Origin of the sequence: Pseudomonas sp. 21 (assembly GCF_000955805.1) — a bacterium.
In the GTDB taxonomy this organism is placed as follows: domain Bacteria; phylum Pseudomonadota; class Gammaproteobacteria; order Pseudomonadales; family Pseudomonadaceae; genus Pseudomonas.
This window is the reverse complement of the sequence record NZ_JYOA01000010.1, coordinates 1-15793: the sequence shown is the minus strand read 5'-3', so window position 1 is coordinate 15793 and position 15793 is coordinate 1. Positions and strand designations below refer to the sequence as shown.

Genomic DNA, 15793 nt, shown 5'->3' with positions numbered 1-15793 from the left:
CCTGGCGGGCGGCATGCGATCCAGGAGTGATCCATGTCCCTCGCCATCGTCCATAGCCGCGCCCAGGTCGGCGTGGAAGCGCCCGGCGTTCTCGTCGAGGCGCACCTCGCCAACGGCCTGCCGTCACTGACCCTGGTCGGCCTGCCCGAAGGCGCCGTGAAGGAGAGCAAGGACCGCGTCCGCAGCGCCCTGCTCAATGCCGGCTTCGATTTTCCCGCCCGCCGCATCACCCTGAACCTTGCCCCGGCCGACCTGCCGAAGGATGGCGGGCGCTTCGACCTGGCCATCGCCCTGGGCATCCTCGCCGCCAGCGGCCAGTTGGCCGACGCTGCCGGGCTGGATGGACTGGAATGCCTGGGCGAACTGGCGCTGTCCGGCACTGTGCGCCCGGTCCCCGGTGTGCTGCCCGCCGCCCTGGCTGCCCGCGCCGCCGGCCGCGCCCTGGTGGTGCCGAAGGAGAACGCCGAAGAAGCCAGCCTCGCCAGCGGCCTGACCGTTTACGCCGTCGGCCACCTGCTGGAGCTGGCCGCGCATTTCAGCGGCCAGGAGCGCCTGCGTCCTTATGAGGCAAACGGTCTGATGCGGGTGACACCGCCCTACCCGGACCTGTCGGAAGTCCAGGGCCAGGCCGCCGCCAAGCGCGCGCTCCTGGTTGCCGCTGCCGGGGCGCACAACCTGCTGTTCAGCGGTCCGCCCGGCACCGGCAAGACCCTGCTCGCCAGCCGCCTGCCCGGCCTGATGCCGCCGCTGGACGAAGACGAGGCGCTGCAGGTCGCGGCGATTCATTCCGTCGCCGGGCGCGGACCGCTGACTCACTGGCCGCAGCGCCCCTTCAGGCAACCGCACCACACCGCTTCCGCGCCGGCGCTGGTCGGAGGTGGCAGCCGCCCGCAGCCGGGCGAGATCACCCTGGCGCACGAAGGCGTGCTGTTCCTCGACGAGCTGCCGGAGTTCGATCGCAAAGTCCTGGAAGTGCTGCGTGAACCATTGGAAGGCGGCGAAATTGTCATCGCCCGCGCCAACGGCCGTGTGCGCTTCCCGGCGCGCTTCCAGCTGGTGGCAGCGATGAACCCCTGCCCCTGTGGCTATCTCGGCGACCCCAGCGGCCGCTGCCGCTGTTCGCCGGAGCAGATCCAGCGCTACCGCGCCAAGCTCTCCGGGCCGCTGCTGGACCGCATCGACCTGCACCTCACCGTCAGCCGGGAAAGCACCAGCCTCGCGCCCAGCGGCCCGAGCACCAGCAGCGCGGAACTGGCCACTCAGGTCGCCGCCGCCCGCCAGCGCCAGCTCGCCCGCCAGGGCTGCGCGAACGCCTTTCTGACCTTGAAGAAAATGCACCAATATTGTGCATTGAACCCGGAAGACCAGGCCTGGCTGGAAAAGGCCGGTGAACGCCTGAACCTGTCACTGCGCGCCCTGCACCGGATTCTCAAGGTCGCCCGCACCCTTGCCGACCTGCAGCAGGAAGACCGCATTGCGCGCCCGCACCTGGCCGAAGCGCTGCAATACCGCGCAGGGCATTAACGCGGCGGGTCCTCGGTGATGGCGAGAAGATTCAGCTCGACCGTCGCATTCTTCGGCAACTGATAGACACCGACCGAAGTGCGCGTGTGCACGCCGGCCGCGCCCAGCACTTCGTACAGCACGGCTGAAGCGCCGTCGGCTACCTCGCTGTGCTGCGTGAAGTGCTCCGCCGACTGCACGAACACATTGAGTTGCAGCACCTTGCGCACACGGTCGAGGTCACCCAGCGCCTGCCGCAGCAGCGCCAGCGCCCGCATCACGCAGACCTTGGCGGCCAGTTGCGCATCGGCCAGCGACACCGCACTACCCGCCCGACCGGTGACGACGATTTCATCGCCAACCCGCGGAATCTGCCCACTCAGGTGCACCTGGTTACCCTCGATGAGGAACGGCACGTAGTTGCCACCGATCTTCATTTCACCGCTGAAGTCGTAGCCGAGTTCGGCGGCGATCCGTTCAAACGCAGCAGCGCGCGTCTCGCTCATAAGTGCTCCCTGATTGGTCTGTAGGTGATCAGCAGCGCCAGAACGGCCGCATCGCTTCCAGCTTCGCCTGCTCGCGGCTGATGCCGATGTCGCGCAGTTGCTCGTCGGAGAGTTCCAGGAGCTGCTTGCGGGTGCGCACGCGGCGCCAGAACTGCTGCCAGCGGCTTTCACCGTGCTCACGCGGCGCCACGCGGGTGCCCGGGATTTCCAGCAGTTCCTGTTGATAAAGGGTCAGCCGCACATCGCTCAGGCCGCTCATGTCGTCGCTCCTCCAGTCGGGTTCTTCGGACGTGGGACTAGCGTGGCGAATCGGGGAAAATCATTACAGATTCAACAAGGCAGAGTTTTTTCCATACAGACCTGGGCGAAATCGGTCTGAATGGCGTATTTTTTCCCGATCTGTACTACATCGAGCCGAATCGACCCGGCACGGGAGATCTGTCATGAAACGCTACGCGCAACTGGCCGCCACACTCGGCGAACGTATCGAGCAAGGCCTGTATCGCCCCGGCGACCGCCTGCCCTCGGTGCGCGCGCTGAGCGAGGAGCACGGCGTCAGCATCAGCACCGTGCAGCAGGCCTACCGCGTGCTGGAGGATGACGGCCTGGTGGAGCCGCGCCCCAAGTCCGGCTACTTCGTGCCGGAACGTCGCGAGCTGCCGCCGATGCCGGCGATGACTCGCCCGGCGCAACGACCAGTGGACGTTTCGCAGTGGGACCAGGTACTGGAACAGGTGCGCCGCGCGCCGGGCGGCGACTTCGTCCAGCTCGGGCGCGGCACGCCGGATATCGCCAGCCCGTCGCTCAAGCCGCTACAACGGGCGATGGTGCATGCCGCGCGCCGGACCGATCTGCAAAGCCTCGGCTACGAGGGCATCCAGGGCTCGCTGCCGCTGCGCGAGCAGATCGCCCGGCTGATGCTCGATTCCGGCTGCCAGGTGCCACCCAGCGAGATCGTCATCACCACCGGCTGCCAGGAGGCGCTGGCCATCACCCTGCGCGCCATCTGCGAGCCGGGGGACATCATCGCCATCGACTCGCCGAGCTTCCACGGCGCCATGCAGGCGCTCAAGGCGTATGGCCTGAAGGCGCTGGAAATTCCCACCGACCCCAGCAACGGCATCAGCCTGGAAGCGCTGGAACTGGCGATGGAGCAGTGGCCGGTAAAGCTGATCCTGCTCACACCCAACTGCAACAACCCGCTGGGCTACATCATGCCCGACGCCCGCAAGCGCGCCCTGCTGACCCTGGCGGCACGCTATGACGTGCCGATCCTCGAAGACGACGTCTACGGCGAACTGGCCTACGCCTTCCCGCGCCCGCGCAGCATCAAGTCCTTCGACAGCGACGACCGCGTGCTGCTGGCCAGTTCCTTCTCCAAGACCGTGGCGCCCGGCCTGCGAACCGGCTGGGTGGTGCCGGGGCGCTACCTGGACCGCATCCTCCACTTCAAGTACATCGCCAGCGGCACCTGCGCGCCGCAACCACAGATGGCGCTGGCCGAGTTCATCAGCGGCGGCCACTACGAGCCGCACATCCGCCGCATGCGCGCGCAGTACCAGCGCCACCGCGACCTGATGACCGAATGGGTCGGCCGCTACTTCCCCGAAGGTGCGCGGGTCACCCGGCCGCGCGGCGGCTTCATGCTCTGGGTCGAGTTCGACCCGCAGTTCGACAGCGTGCGGCTGAACCAGGAGCTGCGCCGCGACAACGTGCAGGTGGCGGCCGGCAACATCTTTTCCGCCTCGGGCAAGTACCGCAACTGCATCCGCATGAACTACTCCAACCGCGACCTGCCGCTGATCGAGGACGCCGTACGCAAGGTCGGCGCCTGCGCCAGGCGGCTGACTGCCGAGCTGCGCGAGCAGCAGGCCGAGCCGCTGCCGGCCTGAGGCGAAACATTTATCCACAGCCCGGCGCTGCCCCGTGGCCGCTCCCTGCTGTACCTTGGTTTCCTTTTGCCGGGCTCCTGCCTTGACCAGTCTGACCCTCGGCCCACTGGCCATTCCCCTGCCCCACGTCCTGCTCTACCTCGGCTTCTTCGGTGCGCTGCTGGCCGGCTGGCTGGCCGGGCGCAAGCGCGGCGCCAATCCCGAAGGTGCGCTGTTCGCCATGTTCCTCGGCGGGCTGCTGGCAGCCCGGCTGGCGTTCGTTGCGCGCTATGCCGAGCAGTACGCGGCGACGCCGCTGAGCATCGTGGATATCCGCGATGGCGGGTTCCTCGCGCTACCGGGCGTGGTCGCCGCCGCGCTGATCGGCGCGCTACTGGCCTGGAAGAGGACAGAGCTGCGTCGTCCGCTGGCCATCGCGGCCGTGGTCGGCGTGTGCCTGTGGGGCGGCGGCAAGGCCGTAACCTCGGCGCTGGACCGCAGCCAGCAGCTTCCCGAACTCACGGTGATGGACCTGCGCGGTGCCGCCGTGGACCTGCGCGCGCTGGATGGCCGGCCCATGGTGGTGAACCTCTGGGCCACCTGGTGCCCGCCGTGCCGTCGCGAAATGCCGGTGCTGGAGGCCGCGCAGAAGCAGCGCAGCGATGTGCGCTTCCTGCTGGTCAACCAGGGCGAGAACGCCGAGGCCGTGCAGCGTTTCCTGCGCGACCAGGGCCTGAGTGAAGGGGCCGTGCTGCTCGACAGCGGCAACCGCCTCGGCCAGCTCACCGGCTCCTACGGCATGCCCACCACGCTGTTCTACGACGCCCAGGGGCGCCTGAAGCACAGCCAGATGGGCGAGCTATCCGCCGCCAGCCTGGAGTACGGGCTGGGCCAGCTCAAGGACTGACCCACCCGCACTTCAGCGGAAGCGCCCGACCTCGTCGCGCAGGCCGGCGGCCAGGCTGTCCAGCTCGCGCACGGTCTGCGCCAGGTCGGCCACCACCTGACGCTGTTCGCTGTTGGCCTGGGCGATGCCCTGCAGGTTGCTGCTGAGCAGGGTCGCCGTGCGGCTCTGCTCCTGGGTCGCGGTGGTGATGGCGGCGAACTGCTCGCCGGCCGCGCTGCTCTGCTGGGAGATTTCCGCCAGCGCCGCGGCGACCTTCTCGTTCAATGCCAACCCGTGCTGCATCAGCTGGCTGCCCTGCTCGATGGTCTCGGTGGCGCTGCCAGTGTCCTGCTGGATGGCGCCGATCATCTGCGAGATTTCCGTGGTAGCGGCCTGGGTGCGCGCCGCGAGACTGCGCACTTCATCGGCAACCACGGCGAAACCGCGCCCCTGCTCGCCGGCACGGGCGGCTTCGATGGCGGCGTTGAGCGCCAGCAGGTTGGTCTGCTCGGCAATCGAAGTGATCACACCGACGATGCTGCCGATCTCCTGGGAGCGTGCGCCGAGGCGGCTTACCCGCTCCACGGTCTGCTGCAGCGCGCCGGCGATCTGCGCCAGCGAGGCAGAGGCGTCGTCCATGGACTGCAGGCCGATATGGGTCTGGCGGGTGTTCTCGCTGGCCATGCGCTCGGTGCTACGCATGTTGTCGGCGATATCCATCGAAGTGGCGCTGAACTCCTCCACCGCGCCAGCCATGCTGTTGATCTCGCCGGACTGCTGCTCCATGCCGGCATACGCGCCGCTGGAAAGGCCCGACAGCGAGCGCGAGCAATGCCCCACTTCCTCCGCTGCGCCGCGCACCCGCGAGACCATGCTGGAGAGCGCCTCGCCCATCTGGTTGAAGCTGCGCGCCAGGTCGCCGATCTCGTCACGGCTGGCAACCGACAGGCGCGCCCCCAGGTCGCCGGCGCCCAGGGCATGGGCCTGGCGCACCAGGTCGCCCAGCGGCCGCAGGCGACGCTGCAGCAGCCAGGTGGTGGCGATCACCGCCAGCAGCATGGCGATCAGGCTGCCCAGGGCCAACTGACCACCGACGCGCCAGGTCACCGCGCGGATTTCGTCCTTCGGCATGCTCGCCACGACAGTCCAGGGACCGCCGGCGAAAGGCTGCGCCACGCTGTAGAAATCATCCTGGTCGTCGCTCCAGAAGCGGCCGCGGCCGGGGTTGTCCAGCAGCTTGGCAAGGTTGTCGGCGGCGCGCTCGGGGTGGCGCGCGCCGGCCGGCGGCACCAGCCAATGGCGTTGTTCATCCAGCAACGCCAGCGAGCCGCCCTGGCCGAGGCGGAAACGGCCGAGGTTGTCGAACTGGCGCTTCTGCGCATCGGTGTAGTCGAAGCCGACGAACAGCACGGCGATCACCCGTCCGCTGCCGTCGCGCACCGGTGTGTACTGGGTCATGTAGAAGCGGTCGAACAGCAGCGCGCGGCCGACATAGCTCTCCCCGCGCATCAGCCGCGGGTAGGCCGGGCTGTTGTGGTCCAGCACGGTGCCCATGGCGCGGCTGCCGTCCTGCTTCGTCAGCGAGGTGGTGATGCGCACGAAGTCGTCGCCGTCGCGCACGAACACGGTAGCGACGCCGGCGGTGAGCTGGCGGAATTCGTCGACCAGGGTGAAGTCGCCGTTCAGGCGGGTGTCGCCCAGGTACAGCGCCGGCGCCTGCAGCGCGGCGACCGGCACGCGCTCGTCAGTGTGCGCTTTCAGGCCGGCGGCGAAGCGTTGCTCGAACAGCCCGGCAAGGCGCTGGGTGCTCTCGCGCAGGGTGCCGTGGAAGGTTTCCAGCTGGTCAGCCAACAGGCGCGCCTCGCTGGCGAGGTGTTCTTCGCGGGTGGTCAGGGTAGCGCTGTCTAGCGAGCGCAAGGCAAACAGCGTGCTGCCGCTGATCAACAGGATCAGGAGCACGGCCAGGGCCATCGCCAACTGCAGGGCGATGCGGGATCGGGGCTGGTTCATGTTTCGGGTTCTGCACGCAACGGCAGGCCGTCGCCCGTGGTGTGGGAGCGGCCCGCTTCGGTTCGAGGGGAATGCCGACGTTGTACGCCGGTCTGCACAGGCTATCGGCGGCCCGCGGAAATACTTGAGTCATTCACCCGGAATAGGCGTGGGACGGGGGTTCAGGCGAAGCGAGGGGGCTTCTCTGTGGGAGCGCGCCATGCGCGCGAACGCGGGCAAGGCGCGCTCCTGCAGGGGAACATCAGTGGCGGGATTGGCGCAGGAGCGGACGCTGTCCGCGATCAAGTCCGGCGCGATGCGAACCTATCGCGGACGGAATCCGCTCCTACCCAGGCACTACGCGCTTACTGGATCTCTTCCGGGGTGACGATCACCCAGTTCTTGTCGGCGGTGACCGGCTGGCCAAGCTTGGCCTGGGCTTCGGCATTCTTCTTGATCATGCCGTTGAGCTGGTCCATGTACTTGGCCTTGCGGTTGATCCACAGGTGCACGCCGTTCTCGGCGGTGCCGTTGAACAGCATGTAGCCATCGCTGCTGGGGGTGTCGCCGCCGACCAGGATGGGCTTCTTCCACTGGTCGATGTAGGTGAGGATCGCCGCCTGCTTGCCGGCCATCCAGGTCGCCGGGGTCCACAGGTAGGGGGTGATCTCCAGGTCCAGGTTGGCCTTGGGATCGTACTTGCCCTCGCTGATCTGCTTGCGCGCGGTGGTCAGCGCACCGCTCTGGCGATCCTTGAGCAGGGTGGTGACGCCGATGACATTCTCGGGCTTCACGTTGTAGCCGTACTTGGGATCGCTGGCCACCATGCGCACCAGTTCCTCATGGGCGGCGGTCATCACGTAGACCTCGATGCCGTTCTCCATCAGCTTGTTGTACAGCTCGGTCTGGCCGGTGAAGACCTTGGGCGGGTTGATCTCGATGGTCTTGACCACGTCGCCTTCGTAGTAGGTGCTGGGCACCGGCTTGCCGTACGCCATCAGCTCGTCGACGTAGCCCTTGAGCTCCTTGAGGGTGAAGCCGGAGAACACCTGGGCGACCCAGGGGTAGCAGACCAGGTCGTCGACCTCGCAAAGGCGGTAGTAGTAGCTGTTGAGGCTTTCCTTGTGGCCGTTGACGTCCTTGAAGGGGATCAGCTTGAGCGAGGGGTCGAGCTTCTCGCGGGTCAGCACGCCTTTCATTTCGAGGAAGGGCAGCAGCGATTCCTCGAGGTCGTAGCGATAGCTGGTGTTGTCCATGTCGAAGACCGCGAAGGCGCCCTTGTTGGCGTTGGCGGCGATCAGGGCGTCGAGTTGCTTGGCGGCGGGAGCCGGCCAGTGCTTCAGTTCGGTGGCGGCGAAAGCGGTGCTGGCGAGGCCGGCCAGGATCAGGCCGGCGAGCAAGGTACGCATGGGCTTCATGGAATTCCCCCGAGTGGTCTTGTGGGTATGGGGAAGGCCCACGGCGGGCCTTCACTGGACTAGTCCAGCAATGACCCTAGCAAAGCGCTGTTTCAGCTCTGCGACGGCAGCGACGTGAACCGTCGCGAAGGCGGCAGGACATATCCATGCGCGCCACGCGGCTTTGCCGGCAGCGACGGCTGGTCTAGTTCACTGCGCGACGCAGGCGACCGGGGGCGTCGCCGTAGGTTTCCTTGAACTTCTTGGTGAAGGCCGCCTGGGACTGGTAGCCGACCTGGGCGGCGATGTCGGAGAGGCTCAGCTGCGAGGTACTCAGCAGGCGGTAGGCCAGTTCCATGCGCACTGTCGTCAGCAGCGCCCAGGGCGACCGCCCCGCCACCTGGGTGAACAGGCGCGTGAAAGAGGCGCGGGACATGTTCGCCCGCTCGGCCAGGGACTCGATGGTCCATTCGTGGGCCGGGTCGTCGAGCATCGCCTGCCAGGCGCGGCTCAGGCGCCGGTCGGCGAGCAATGCCAGGGTGCCGCTGCTGGGGGCATGGTCCTGCAGGTAGACGCGCAGGATCAGGGTGAACAGCGCCGAGGACAACGCGTCGACCAGGAAGCGCGCACCGGCCTGGTTGCCGTCCGCCTCGCTGCGCAGCAGGCCGACCAGTGCGGCCACGGCATCGCCCAGTCCATTGTCCTGGCAGGACACCTTCAGGACGCTCGGCAAGGAGCCGATCAGCAGCGAGCCGCGCTGGTAATGGAAGCTGCCGCAAAGCATGTCCAGTTCGCCTTCGCCCGTGCCAAGGCGATGGACCGGCAACAGCCCCTCTTCGTGGACCTCCGGCGACTGCGCGGCCACCCGCGTGCCTGGACTGCGCAACAGGTGGGCTGCACCATCGGGAAGCACCAAGACCTCGCCGGCCTTGAGATCCAGGGTTTGTCCGTCGGGCATTTCCGCCCGGCAGCTGCCGGACAGCACCACATGGTACTGCGCCGTCCCCTCGGGCAAGGGCTCGTGGTCCAGCGCCCAGTCGCCGAGGAACCGGCAACGCAGGTCGAGACTGCCGCGCAGGCCGGCGAGCTGGATGAGGTGGTCGATGGAGTTCATGGGATTCCCGGCGAAGGCAGCGGCTGACAGATTATCCGCAGCGATGCGTCATTCGAAGTAGTCCACCACGGGCATCTGCATCGCCTGCATCTCGGCCTGGAGGAATTCGCGCAGCCGCCGCAGGCGCCCCTGGTCCCGGCGCGCGCGGGGCCAGACCAGGTAGTAACTCTCGCCACTGGCCACAGCGCTGGGCCAGGGCAGTGCCAGACGGCCCTGGTTGGCATCCTCGGCGACCATCACCAGGTCGCCGATGGAGACACCGTAGCCGCGGGTCGCGGCGACTATGCCCAGTTCGAGGGTATCGAATACCTGCCCGCCCTTGAGCGAGACCTGCTCCCCCAGGCCCATGCGCTGCAACCAGCGCCGCCAGTCGCGACGGTCGGGAGTGGGGTGCAGCAGTTCGGCGCCGGCCAGCCGCTCGGCGTCCCAGGAGCCGTCCGCCAGCAGCGCGGGCGAACCGACGGGAATCAGCCATTCGGGAAACAGCAAGGCGGCTTCCCAGTCCGGCGGGAAGTGCCCCGAGCTCAGCAGCACCGCGCAATCGAAGGGCTCATGCACGAAATCCACGCGATCCACGTCCATCCAGGCGCTGGTCAGCTGCACCTCGATATCGCTGTTCTGCATGCGGAACTTGCTCAGCCGCGCCAGCAACCAGCGCATGGTCAGGGTCGACGGCGCCTTCAGCCGCAGCACGCCCTCGTCCGCGCGCAGGCTGGCGCAGGCGCGCTCCAGCGCGTCAAAGCCGTCGCGCAGGCCGGGCAGCAGCATCCGCGCGGTTTCGGTCAGCTCCAGCTGGCGGCCGCGGCGCTGGAACAGGCGGCAGGCAAAGTGATCTTCCAGGGTCTTGATGTGCCGGCTCACCGCGCTCTGGGTGATCGCCAGTTCCTCGGCGGCGCGGGTGAAGGACGCGTGCCGCGCGGCAGCCTCGAAGGCGCGCAGGGCGTAGAGGGGCGGCAACTGGCGGTTCATGGCAGGCTCCGAAGGACGTCAGCATGAGTATGACTCATGGATGGCATCGCATTTTTCCTTTTGTGCCCGCATCCACGGGCGCCGGAGAATGGGGAACTATCCAACGATGCGGCGCCTGCCGCTTGCTGAGCCTGACTCATGAAACGCCTGTACCGTGACGAACTTGCCGCCCTCCTTCGCCTCGCCGGTCCGCTGATCGCAGCGCAGCTGGCCTATGTGGCCATGGTGTTCACCGACACCGTGATGATGGGCAAGCTCGGCCGCGAGGCGCTGGCCGCCGGCGGGCTGGGCGCATCGACCTACGCTCTTGTGTCGACCTTCTGTGTCGGCGTAGTGGCGGCCACCGGCAACCTGGTGGCGATCCGGCATGGCGCGAAGGACGCACGCGGCGTCGTGGAAGCAAGCCAGGCCGGCCTGTGGATCGGTGGCGCACTGGCGTTGCTGGCAGGGCTGCTGCTGTGGAACCTCGGGCCGATCCTGATCGCTTTCGGCCAGGCGCCGGAAACGGTCGCCGGCACCATGAGTTTTCTGCACAGCATCGTCTTCGCCCTGCCCGGCTACATGGCCTTCATGGTGCTGCGCGGCTTCACCAGCGCCATCGAGCGGCCGGGCCCGGTCATGGCCATCAGCCTGATCGGCGCGCTGGCCAACTTCGCCCTCAACTACGCCTTCATCGAGGGCCTGTTCGGCCTGCCGCGCCTGGGGCTGGCGGGAATCGGCATGGTCACCGCGGTGGTGATGAATGCGCTGCCGGTGATCTTCGCCCTGTACCTGCGCTGGCACCGGGCCTATGCGCCCTACCCGCTGCTGAAGGGATTGTCCAAGCCGGACCTCAAGGTGATCGGCGAATCGCTGCGGCTGGGCATTTCCATCGGCGGCACCTACGCCGTGGAGTCAGGCATGTTCACCGTGGCGACCCTGTGCATGGGGGTGATCGGCAGCACCGCGCTGGCGGCGCACCAGATCGCCATCCAGTCGGTGTACGTGGCCTTCATGGTGCCCATGGGGCTTTCCTACGCGGTGACCTTCCGCATCGGCCAGCACTACGGTGCCGGCCGGCTGGTCGAGGCGCGCCGCGCCGGGCGGCTGGGCATCGGCTTCGGCGCCAGCTGCATGTTCGCCTTCGCCGCACTGTTCTGGCTCGCGCCGGAGCTGGTCATCGGCCTGTTCATCGACCACAACGACCCGGCCAACCGCGAGGTGGTGCAACTGGCCGTCAGCCTGCTGGCCATCGCCGCATGGTTCGAGCTGTTCGACGGCACCCAGTGCATCGCCATGGGTGCGATCCGTGGCCTGAAGGATGCACGCACCACGTTCTTCGTCGGGCTGGCGGGCTATTGGCTGGTGGGCGTGCCGATGGCGCTGCTGCTGAGCTTCCCGCTGGGCTGGGGGCCGAGTGGCGTGTGGTGGGGATTGGCGTCCGGGCTGGCCTGCGCCGCCATCGGGCTGACCCTGGCCTTCGAAGCGAAGACCTCGCGCCTGCTGCGCCCGCGCTCGGCCGGCGCGGCCCTGGCTGTGCTGGCTGGCCGCTAGCTGACCGAGTCCTGCAGGCGCAGCGCGCGGTTGGCGCCGAACACCAGGAACCGCGCCAGATCCGCGAGCGGCAGCGGGCGGCTGATCCAGTAGCCCTGCACCTGGTCGCAACCGAACTGGCGCAGCTCGTCCTGCTGGGCGACGGTTTCGACGCCCTCGGCGACCACTTCCAGGTTCAGGTTGTGTGCCAGGTTGATCATGGCCTTCACCAGTTGCAGGTTCTCCGGACGCTCGTGCATGTCGCCGACGAAGCTCTTGTCGATCTTCAGCAGGGTGATGGGCAGGCTGCTCAGGTGCACGAAGGAGGAGAAGCCGGTGCCGAAATCGTCCAGCGAGAAGCGCACACCCAGTCGGCCGAGGGCCTGCATGGTCTGCTGGACCTGGTCGCTGCGACGCATCACGGCGGTTTCGGTGAGTTCGAATTCCAGCCACTGGGCGTCGACGCCGCGCTCGCGGATCAGGCGCTCCAGGGTCGGCAGCAGCTGGCTGTCCTGGAACTGGCGGAACGACAGGTTCACCGCCATGTGCAGCGGCGGAAGGCCACGCCCGCGCAACCACTGCATGTCGCGCAGGGCGCGGGAAATGACCCAGTAGCCCAGCGGCACGATCAGCCCGCTTTCCTCGGCCAGCGGCACGAAGTCGCCCGGCGTCAGCAGGCCGCGCTCGGGATGGCGCCAGCGCACCAGCGCTTCGAGGCCAACGATCTGCCCGCTGTGCAGGTCCAGGCGCGGCTGGTAGTGCAGCTCCAGTTCGTCGCGGCGCAGCGCCCGGCGCAATTCGCTTTCCAGGTCGGCGAGGCTGCGGGCGCCGCGGTTGATGCGTTCGTCGAAGATGTGGAAGGTGCAGCCCTGGCGCGACTTGGCCTGCTGCATGGCGATGTGCGCGTGCCACAGCAGCGGGTCGGCGGCTTCGCCGGCGCGGGCGTGGGCCATGCCCAGGCTGCAACCCAGCAGCAGGCTTTCGCCCTCGACCCAGTAGGGCTCACCCAGGGACTCGACTATCAGTTCGGCGATCTTCTCCACCCGTGCCGGGTCGCGACGGGTGTCCAGCAGCAGGGCGAATTCGTCGCTGCCCAGGCGGGCGATGTGGTCGCCGTTGTCCAGGTGCGCCTTCAGCCGCGCCACCACCTGCAGGATCAGGCGATCGCCGGCCTGGTGGCCGAGGGCGTCGTTGACGTGGCGGAAGTTGTCCAGGTCCAGGTGGCCCAGCGCCAGGCCGCGCCCCTCGCTCTCGCTCAGACGGGCGGCGAGCAGGGTCTGGAAGCCCTGGCGGTTGGCGATGCCGGTCAGCGGGTCCTGTTCGGCCAGGCTCTGCAGGGTGTTCTGCAACGAAGTGCGCTCACGCACGTAGCGCAGGGTACGGCGCAGGACTTCGACACTGAGGGATTCGGCCACCAGGTAGTCGGCGACGCCGACGGGCTCTTCCGCGGGCTCGCGCTCCAGCAGCAGGATCAGCGGCAGGTGGCACTGGTGGGCGGACGGCAACTTGGCGGGCGTGGCGAGCACCAGGCCGACCTGGTCCTCGTCGAACAGGGCGCTGGCGGCTTGCCAGGACGGGGCCGTGATCAGCGAATAGCCAGGCCCCAACGCGGCCAGATGCCCGCGCAGTAGCTGGGCCCACTGCGGCGCTTCCGCCAGCAGGAGCAGGCGCGTTGGTTCGACCGACGCTGCCAAGCGACCCCCATGTATCTTTGCAAGGGGAGAAACTCCAGACGCCATCCCTGCGCCCACTTCTCCCGGTTTTGAAGCGACGCCATCCGGACATCCCACGGATGTAGACGAAACTTCAGAGAAACTCTTAAGAGTTTTCTTCAAGTAATGCTGTCACAAGCCTAATACATGTACAGATTTATCCAAAACACATAAGTACGATCGTGTCACAGATCGCCGCTATTCCGAGCGGCACCCCGACGCCCGGCACGGCCTGCTAGAATACGCGCCCGCTTCACTACAGACCCCGCCTTCCTCATGTCCCGACTCAATCCCCGGCAGCAAGAGGCCGTGAACTACGTCGGCGGCCCGCTCCTGGTGCTGGCCGGCGCCGGCTCCGGCAAGACCAGCGTGATCACCCGCAAGATCGCCTACCTGGTGCAGCAATGCGGCATCCGTGCCCAGTACATCGTCGCCGTGACCTTCACCAACAAGGCCGCCCGCGAGATGAAGGAGCGTGTCAGCACCCTGCTGCGTCCCGGCGAAGGCAAGGGCCTGACCGTCTCGACCTTCCACAACCTGGGCCTGAACATCATCCGCAAGGAACACGCGGCGCTGGGCTACAAGCCCGGCTTCTCGATCTTCGACGAGAGCGATGTGAAGGCGCTGATGACCGACATCATGCAGAAGGAATATTCCGGCGATGACGGTCTGGACGAGATCAAGGGCTTGATCGGCAGCTGGAAGAACGACCTGATCCTTCCGGAAGAAGCGCTGGAAAAGGCGCGCAATCCCAAGGAACAGACCGCCGCGATGGTCTACCTGCACTACCAGCGCACGCTCAAGGCGTACAACGCGGTGGACTTCGACGACCTCATCCTGCAGCCGGTGAAGCTGTTCCAGGAGCACCCGGAGATCCTCGACAAGTGGCGCAACCGCGTGCGCTACATGCTGGTGGACGAGTACCAGGACACCAACGCCAGCCAGTACCTGCTGGTGAAGATGCTGGTGCAGCAGCGCGCGCACTTCACCGTGGTGGGCGACGACGACCAGTCGATCTACGCCTGGCGCGGCGCGCGCCCGGAAAACCTGATGCAGCTCAAGGAAGACTTCCCCTCGCTGAAGGTGGTGATGCTGGAGCAGAACTACCGCTCCACCAGCCGCATCCTCAAATGCGCCAACATCCTCATCGCCAACAACCCCCACGTGTTCGAGAAGCAACTGTGGAGCGAGATGGGCGAAGGCGACCCGATCCGGGTGATCCGTTGCCGCAACGAGGAGTCCGAGGCCGAGCGGGTGGCCATGGAAATCCTCACCATCCACCTGAAGACGCAGCGGCCCTACAGTGAATTCGCCATCCTTTACCGGGGCAACTATCAGGCGAAGCTGATCGAGCTGAAACTTCAGCACCACCAGATTCCCTATCACCTGTCAGGCGGCACCAGCTTCTTCGGACGCCAGGAAGTGAAGGACCTGATGTCCTACTTCCGCCTGCTGGTCAACCCGGACGATGACAACGCCTTCCTCCGGGTGATCAACGTGCCGCGCCGCGAGATCGGCTCCACCACCCTGGAGAAGCTCGGCAACTACGCCACCGAGCGCGGCTGCTCGATGTTCAACGCTTCCGGCGAGCTGGGCCTGTCCGAGCACCTGGACGCCCGCTACATCGAGCGCCTGCAGCGCTTCAAGCGCTTCATCGACAAGGTCCGCGAGCAATGCGCCGGCAGCGACCCGATCGGCGCGCTGCGCAGCATGGTGATGGACATCGACTACGAGAACTGGCTGCGGCAGAACGCGTCCAGCGACAAGATCGCCGACTTCCGCATGGGCAACGTCTGGTTCCTCATCGAAGCGCTGAAGAACACCCTGGAGCGCGACGAAGAAGGCGACATGACCATCGAGCAGGCCATCGCCAAGCTGGTGCTGCGCGACATGCTCGAGCGCCAGCAGGAAGAGGAAGAAGGCGCCGACGGCGTGCAGATGATGACCCTGCACGCCTCGAAGGGTTTGGAATTCCCCTACGTCTTCATTCTCGGCGTGGAAGAGGAAATCCTCCCGCACCGCTCCAGCATCGAGGCCGACACCATCGAGGAAGAGCGACGCCTGGCCTACGTGGGCATCACCCGTGCGAAGAAGAACCTGGCCATGACCTTCGCCGCCAAGCGCAAGCAGTACGGCGAGATCATCGACTGCTCGCCCAGCCGTTTCCTCGACGAACTGCCGCCCGAAGACCTGGTCTGGGAAGGCCTGGAAGACGCGCCGCAGGAGGTCAAGGTGGCCAAGGGCAATTCGGCGCTGGCGGATATCCGGGCGATGCTCAAGCGCTGAGTTCCCCGGTCAGCCTCGTGCCGGAACACCCTCTCCCCCGCCCTCTCC

The 15793-nt window shown here is 67.0% G+C and carries 12 protein-coding genes; 5 read left to right on the top strand and 7 right to left on the bottom strand.

What is annotated here, in order from left to right; genetic code table 11:
* Nucleotides 1-33: 33 nt before the first annotated feature.
* Nucleotides 34-1524, top strand: coding sequence for a YifB family Mg chelatase-like AAA ATPase (locus UB43_RS22030; RefSeq protein WP_045215397.1), 1491 nt, complete (start codon nucleotides 34-36; stop codon nucleotides 1522-1524).
* Here UB43_RS22030 and UB43_RS22025 read toward each other — a convergent pair.
* A complete protein-coding gene (locus tag UB43_RS22025) occupies nucleotides 1521-2009 on the bottom strand; it encodes a RidA family protein (protein WP_045215394.1) in 489 nt (162 codons plus the stop codon). The genes UB43_RS22030 and UB43_RS22025 overlap by 4 nt on opposite strands.
* Nucleotides 2010-2037: 28 nt before the next feature.
* Nucleotides 2038-2268, bottom strand: a complete 231-nt coding sequence (locus UB43_RS22020) for a DUF1127 domain-containing protein (RefSeq protein ID WP_024762090.1) — start codon at nucleotides 2266-2268, stop codon at nucleotides 2038-2040.
* Between the two features lie 184 nt (nucleotides 2269-2452).
* Between UB43_RS22020 and UB43_RS22015 the strand changes: the two genes are divergently transcribed.
* A complete protein-coding gene (locus UB43_RS22015; RefSeq protein WP_045215388.1) occupies nucleotides 2453-3901 on the top strand; it encodes a PLP-dependent aminotransferase family protein in 1449 nt (482 codons plus the stop codon).
* Nucleotides 3902-3983: 82 nt separating this feature from the next.
* Nucleotides 3984-4787, top strand: coding sequence for a TlpA disulfide reductase family protein (locus UB43_RS22010; RefSeq protein ID WP_045215386.1), 804 nt, complete (start codon nucleotides 3984-3986; stop codon nucleotides 4785-4787).
* A 12-nt stretch (nucleotides 4788-4799) separates the two neighbouring features.
* On the opposite strand, the gene UB43_RS22005 is transcribed toward UB43_RS22010, so the two are convergent.
* From UB43_RS22005 to UB43_RS21990, 4 genes are all read right to left on the bottom strand, one after another.
* A complete protein-coding gene (locus UB43_RS22005; RefSeq protein ID WP_045215383.1) occupies nucleotides 4800-6776 on the bottom strand; it encodes a methyl-accepting chemotaxis protein in 1977 nt (658 codons plus the stop codon).
* 344 nt (nucleotides 6777-7120) lie between these two features.
* Nucleotides 7121-8173: a hypothetical protein gene (locus UB43_RS22000; RefSeq protein WP_045215381.1), complete on the bottom strand. Its 1053-nt coding sequence runs from the start codon at nucleotides 8171-8173 to the stop codon at nucleotides 7121-7123.
* A gap of 184 nt (nucleotides 8174-8357) precedes the next feature.
* Nucleotides 8358-9266 (bottom strand): AraC family transcriptional regulator, encoded by a 909-nt coding sequence (locus UB43_RS21995; protein WP_045215378.1) that lies wholly within the window; start codon nucleotides 9264-9266, stop codon nucleotides 8358-8360.
* Between the two features lie 48 nt (nucleotides 9267-9314).
* Nucleotides 9315-10235, bottom strand: coding sequence for a LysR substrate-binding domain-containing protein (locus tag UB43_RS21990; RefSeq protein WP_045215375.1), 921 nt, complete (start codon nucleotides 10233-10235; stop codon nucleotides 9315-9317).
* 138 nt (nucleotides 10236-10373) lie between these two features.
* On the opposite strand from UB43_RS21990, the gene UB43_RS21985 reads away from it, so the two are divergent.
* Nucleotides 10374-11768 (top strand): NorM family multidrug efflux MATE transporter, encoded by a 1395-nt coding sequence (locus tag UB43_RS21985; protein ID WP_045215373.1) that lies wholly within the window; start codon nucleotides 10374-10376, stop codon nucleotides 11766-11768.
* Here the strand turns inward: UB43_RS21985 and UB43_RS21980 are convergent.
* Nucleotides 11765-13441, bottom strand: a complete 1677-nt coding sequence (locus tag UB43_RS21980) for a bifunctional diguanylate cyclase/phosphodiesterase (RefSeq protein ID WP_045215370.1) — start codon at nucleotides 13439-13441, stop codon at nucleotides 11765-11767. The genes UB43_RS21985 and UB43_RS21980 overlap by 4 nt on opposite strands.
* Nucleotides 13442-13735: 294 nt before the next feature.
* Here UB43_RS21980 and rep point away from each other — a divergent pair, with 294 nt between their 5' ends.
* On the top strand, nucleotides 13736-15745 hold the full coding sequence (rep, locus tag UB43_RS21975; RefSeq protein ID WP_045215368.1) for a DNA helicase Rep: 2010 nt from the start codon (nucleotides 13736-13738) through the stop codon (nucleotides 15743-15745).
* Nucleotides 15746-15793 lie beyond the last annotated feature (48 nt).

Bases quoted from the DNA above. Each gene is read 5' to 3' on its own strand.
- UB43_RS21995 (WP_045215378.1), bottom strand. From the start codon at position 9,266: ATGAACTCCATCGACCACCTCATCCAGCTCGCCGGCCTGCGCGGCAGT.
- UB43_RS22030 (WP_045215397.1), top strand. From the start codon at position 34: ATGTCCCTCGCCATCGTCCATAGCCGCGCCCAGGTCGGCGTGGAAGCG.
- UB43_RS22000 (WP_045215381.1), bottom strand. From the start codon at position 8,173: ATGAAGCCCATGCGTACCTTGCTCGCCGGCCTGATCCTGGCCGGCCTC.
- rep (WP_045215368.1), top strand. From the start codon at position 13,736: ATGTCCCGACTCAATCCCCGGCAGCAAGAGGCCGTGAACTACGTCGGC.
- UB43_RS21985 (WP_045215373.1), top strand. From the start codon at position 10,374: ATGAAACGCCTGTACCGTGACGAACTTGCCGCCCTCCTTCGCCTCGCC.
- UB43_RS22025 (WP_045215394.1), bottom strand. From the start codon at position 2,009: ATGAGCGAGACGCGCGCTGCTGCGTTTGAACGGATCGCCGCCGAACTC.
- UB43_RS22005 (WP_045215383.1), bottom strand. From the start codon at position 6,776: ATGAACCAGCCCCGATCCCGCATCGCCCTGCAGTTGGCGATGGCCCTG.
- UB43_RS22020 (WP_024762090.1), bottom strand. From the start codon at position 2,268: ATGAGCGGCCTGAGCGATGTGCGGCTGACCCTTTATCAACAGGAACTG.
- UB43_RS22015 (WP_045215388.1), top strand. From the start codon at position 2,453: ATGAAACGCTACGCGCAACTGGCCGCCACACTCGGCGAACGTATCGAG.
- UB43_RS21990 (WP_045215375.1), bottom strand. From the start codon at position 10,235: ATGAACCGCCAGTTGCCGCCCCTCTACGCCCTGCGCGCCTTCGAGGCT.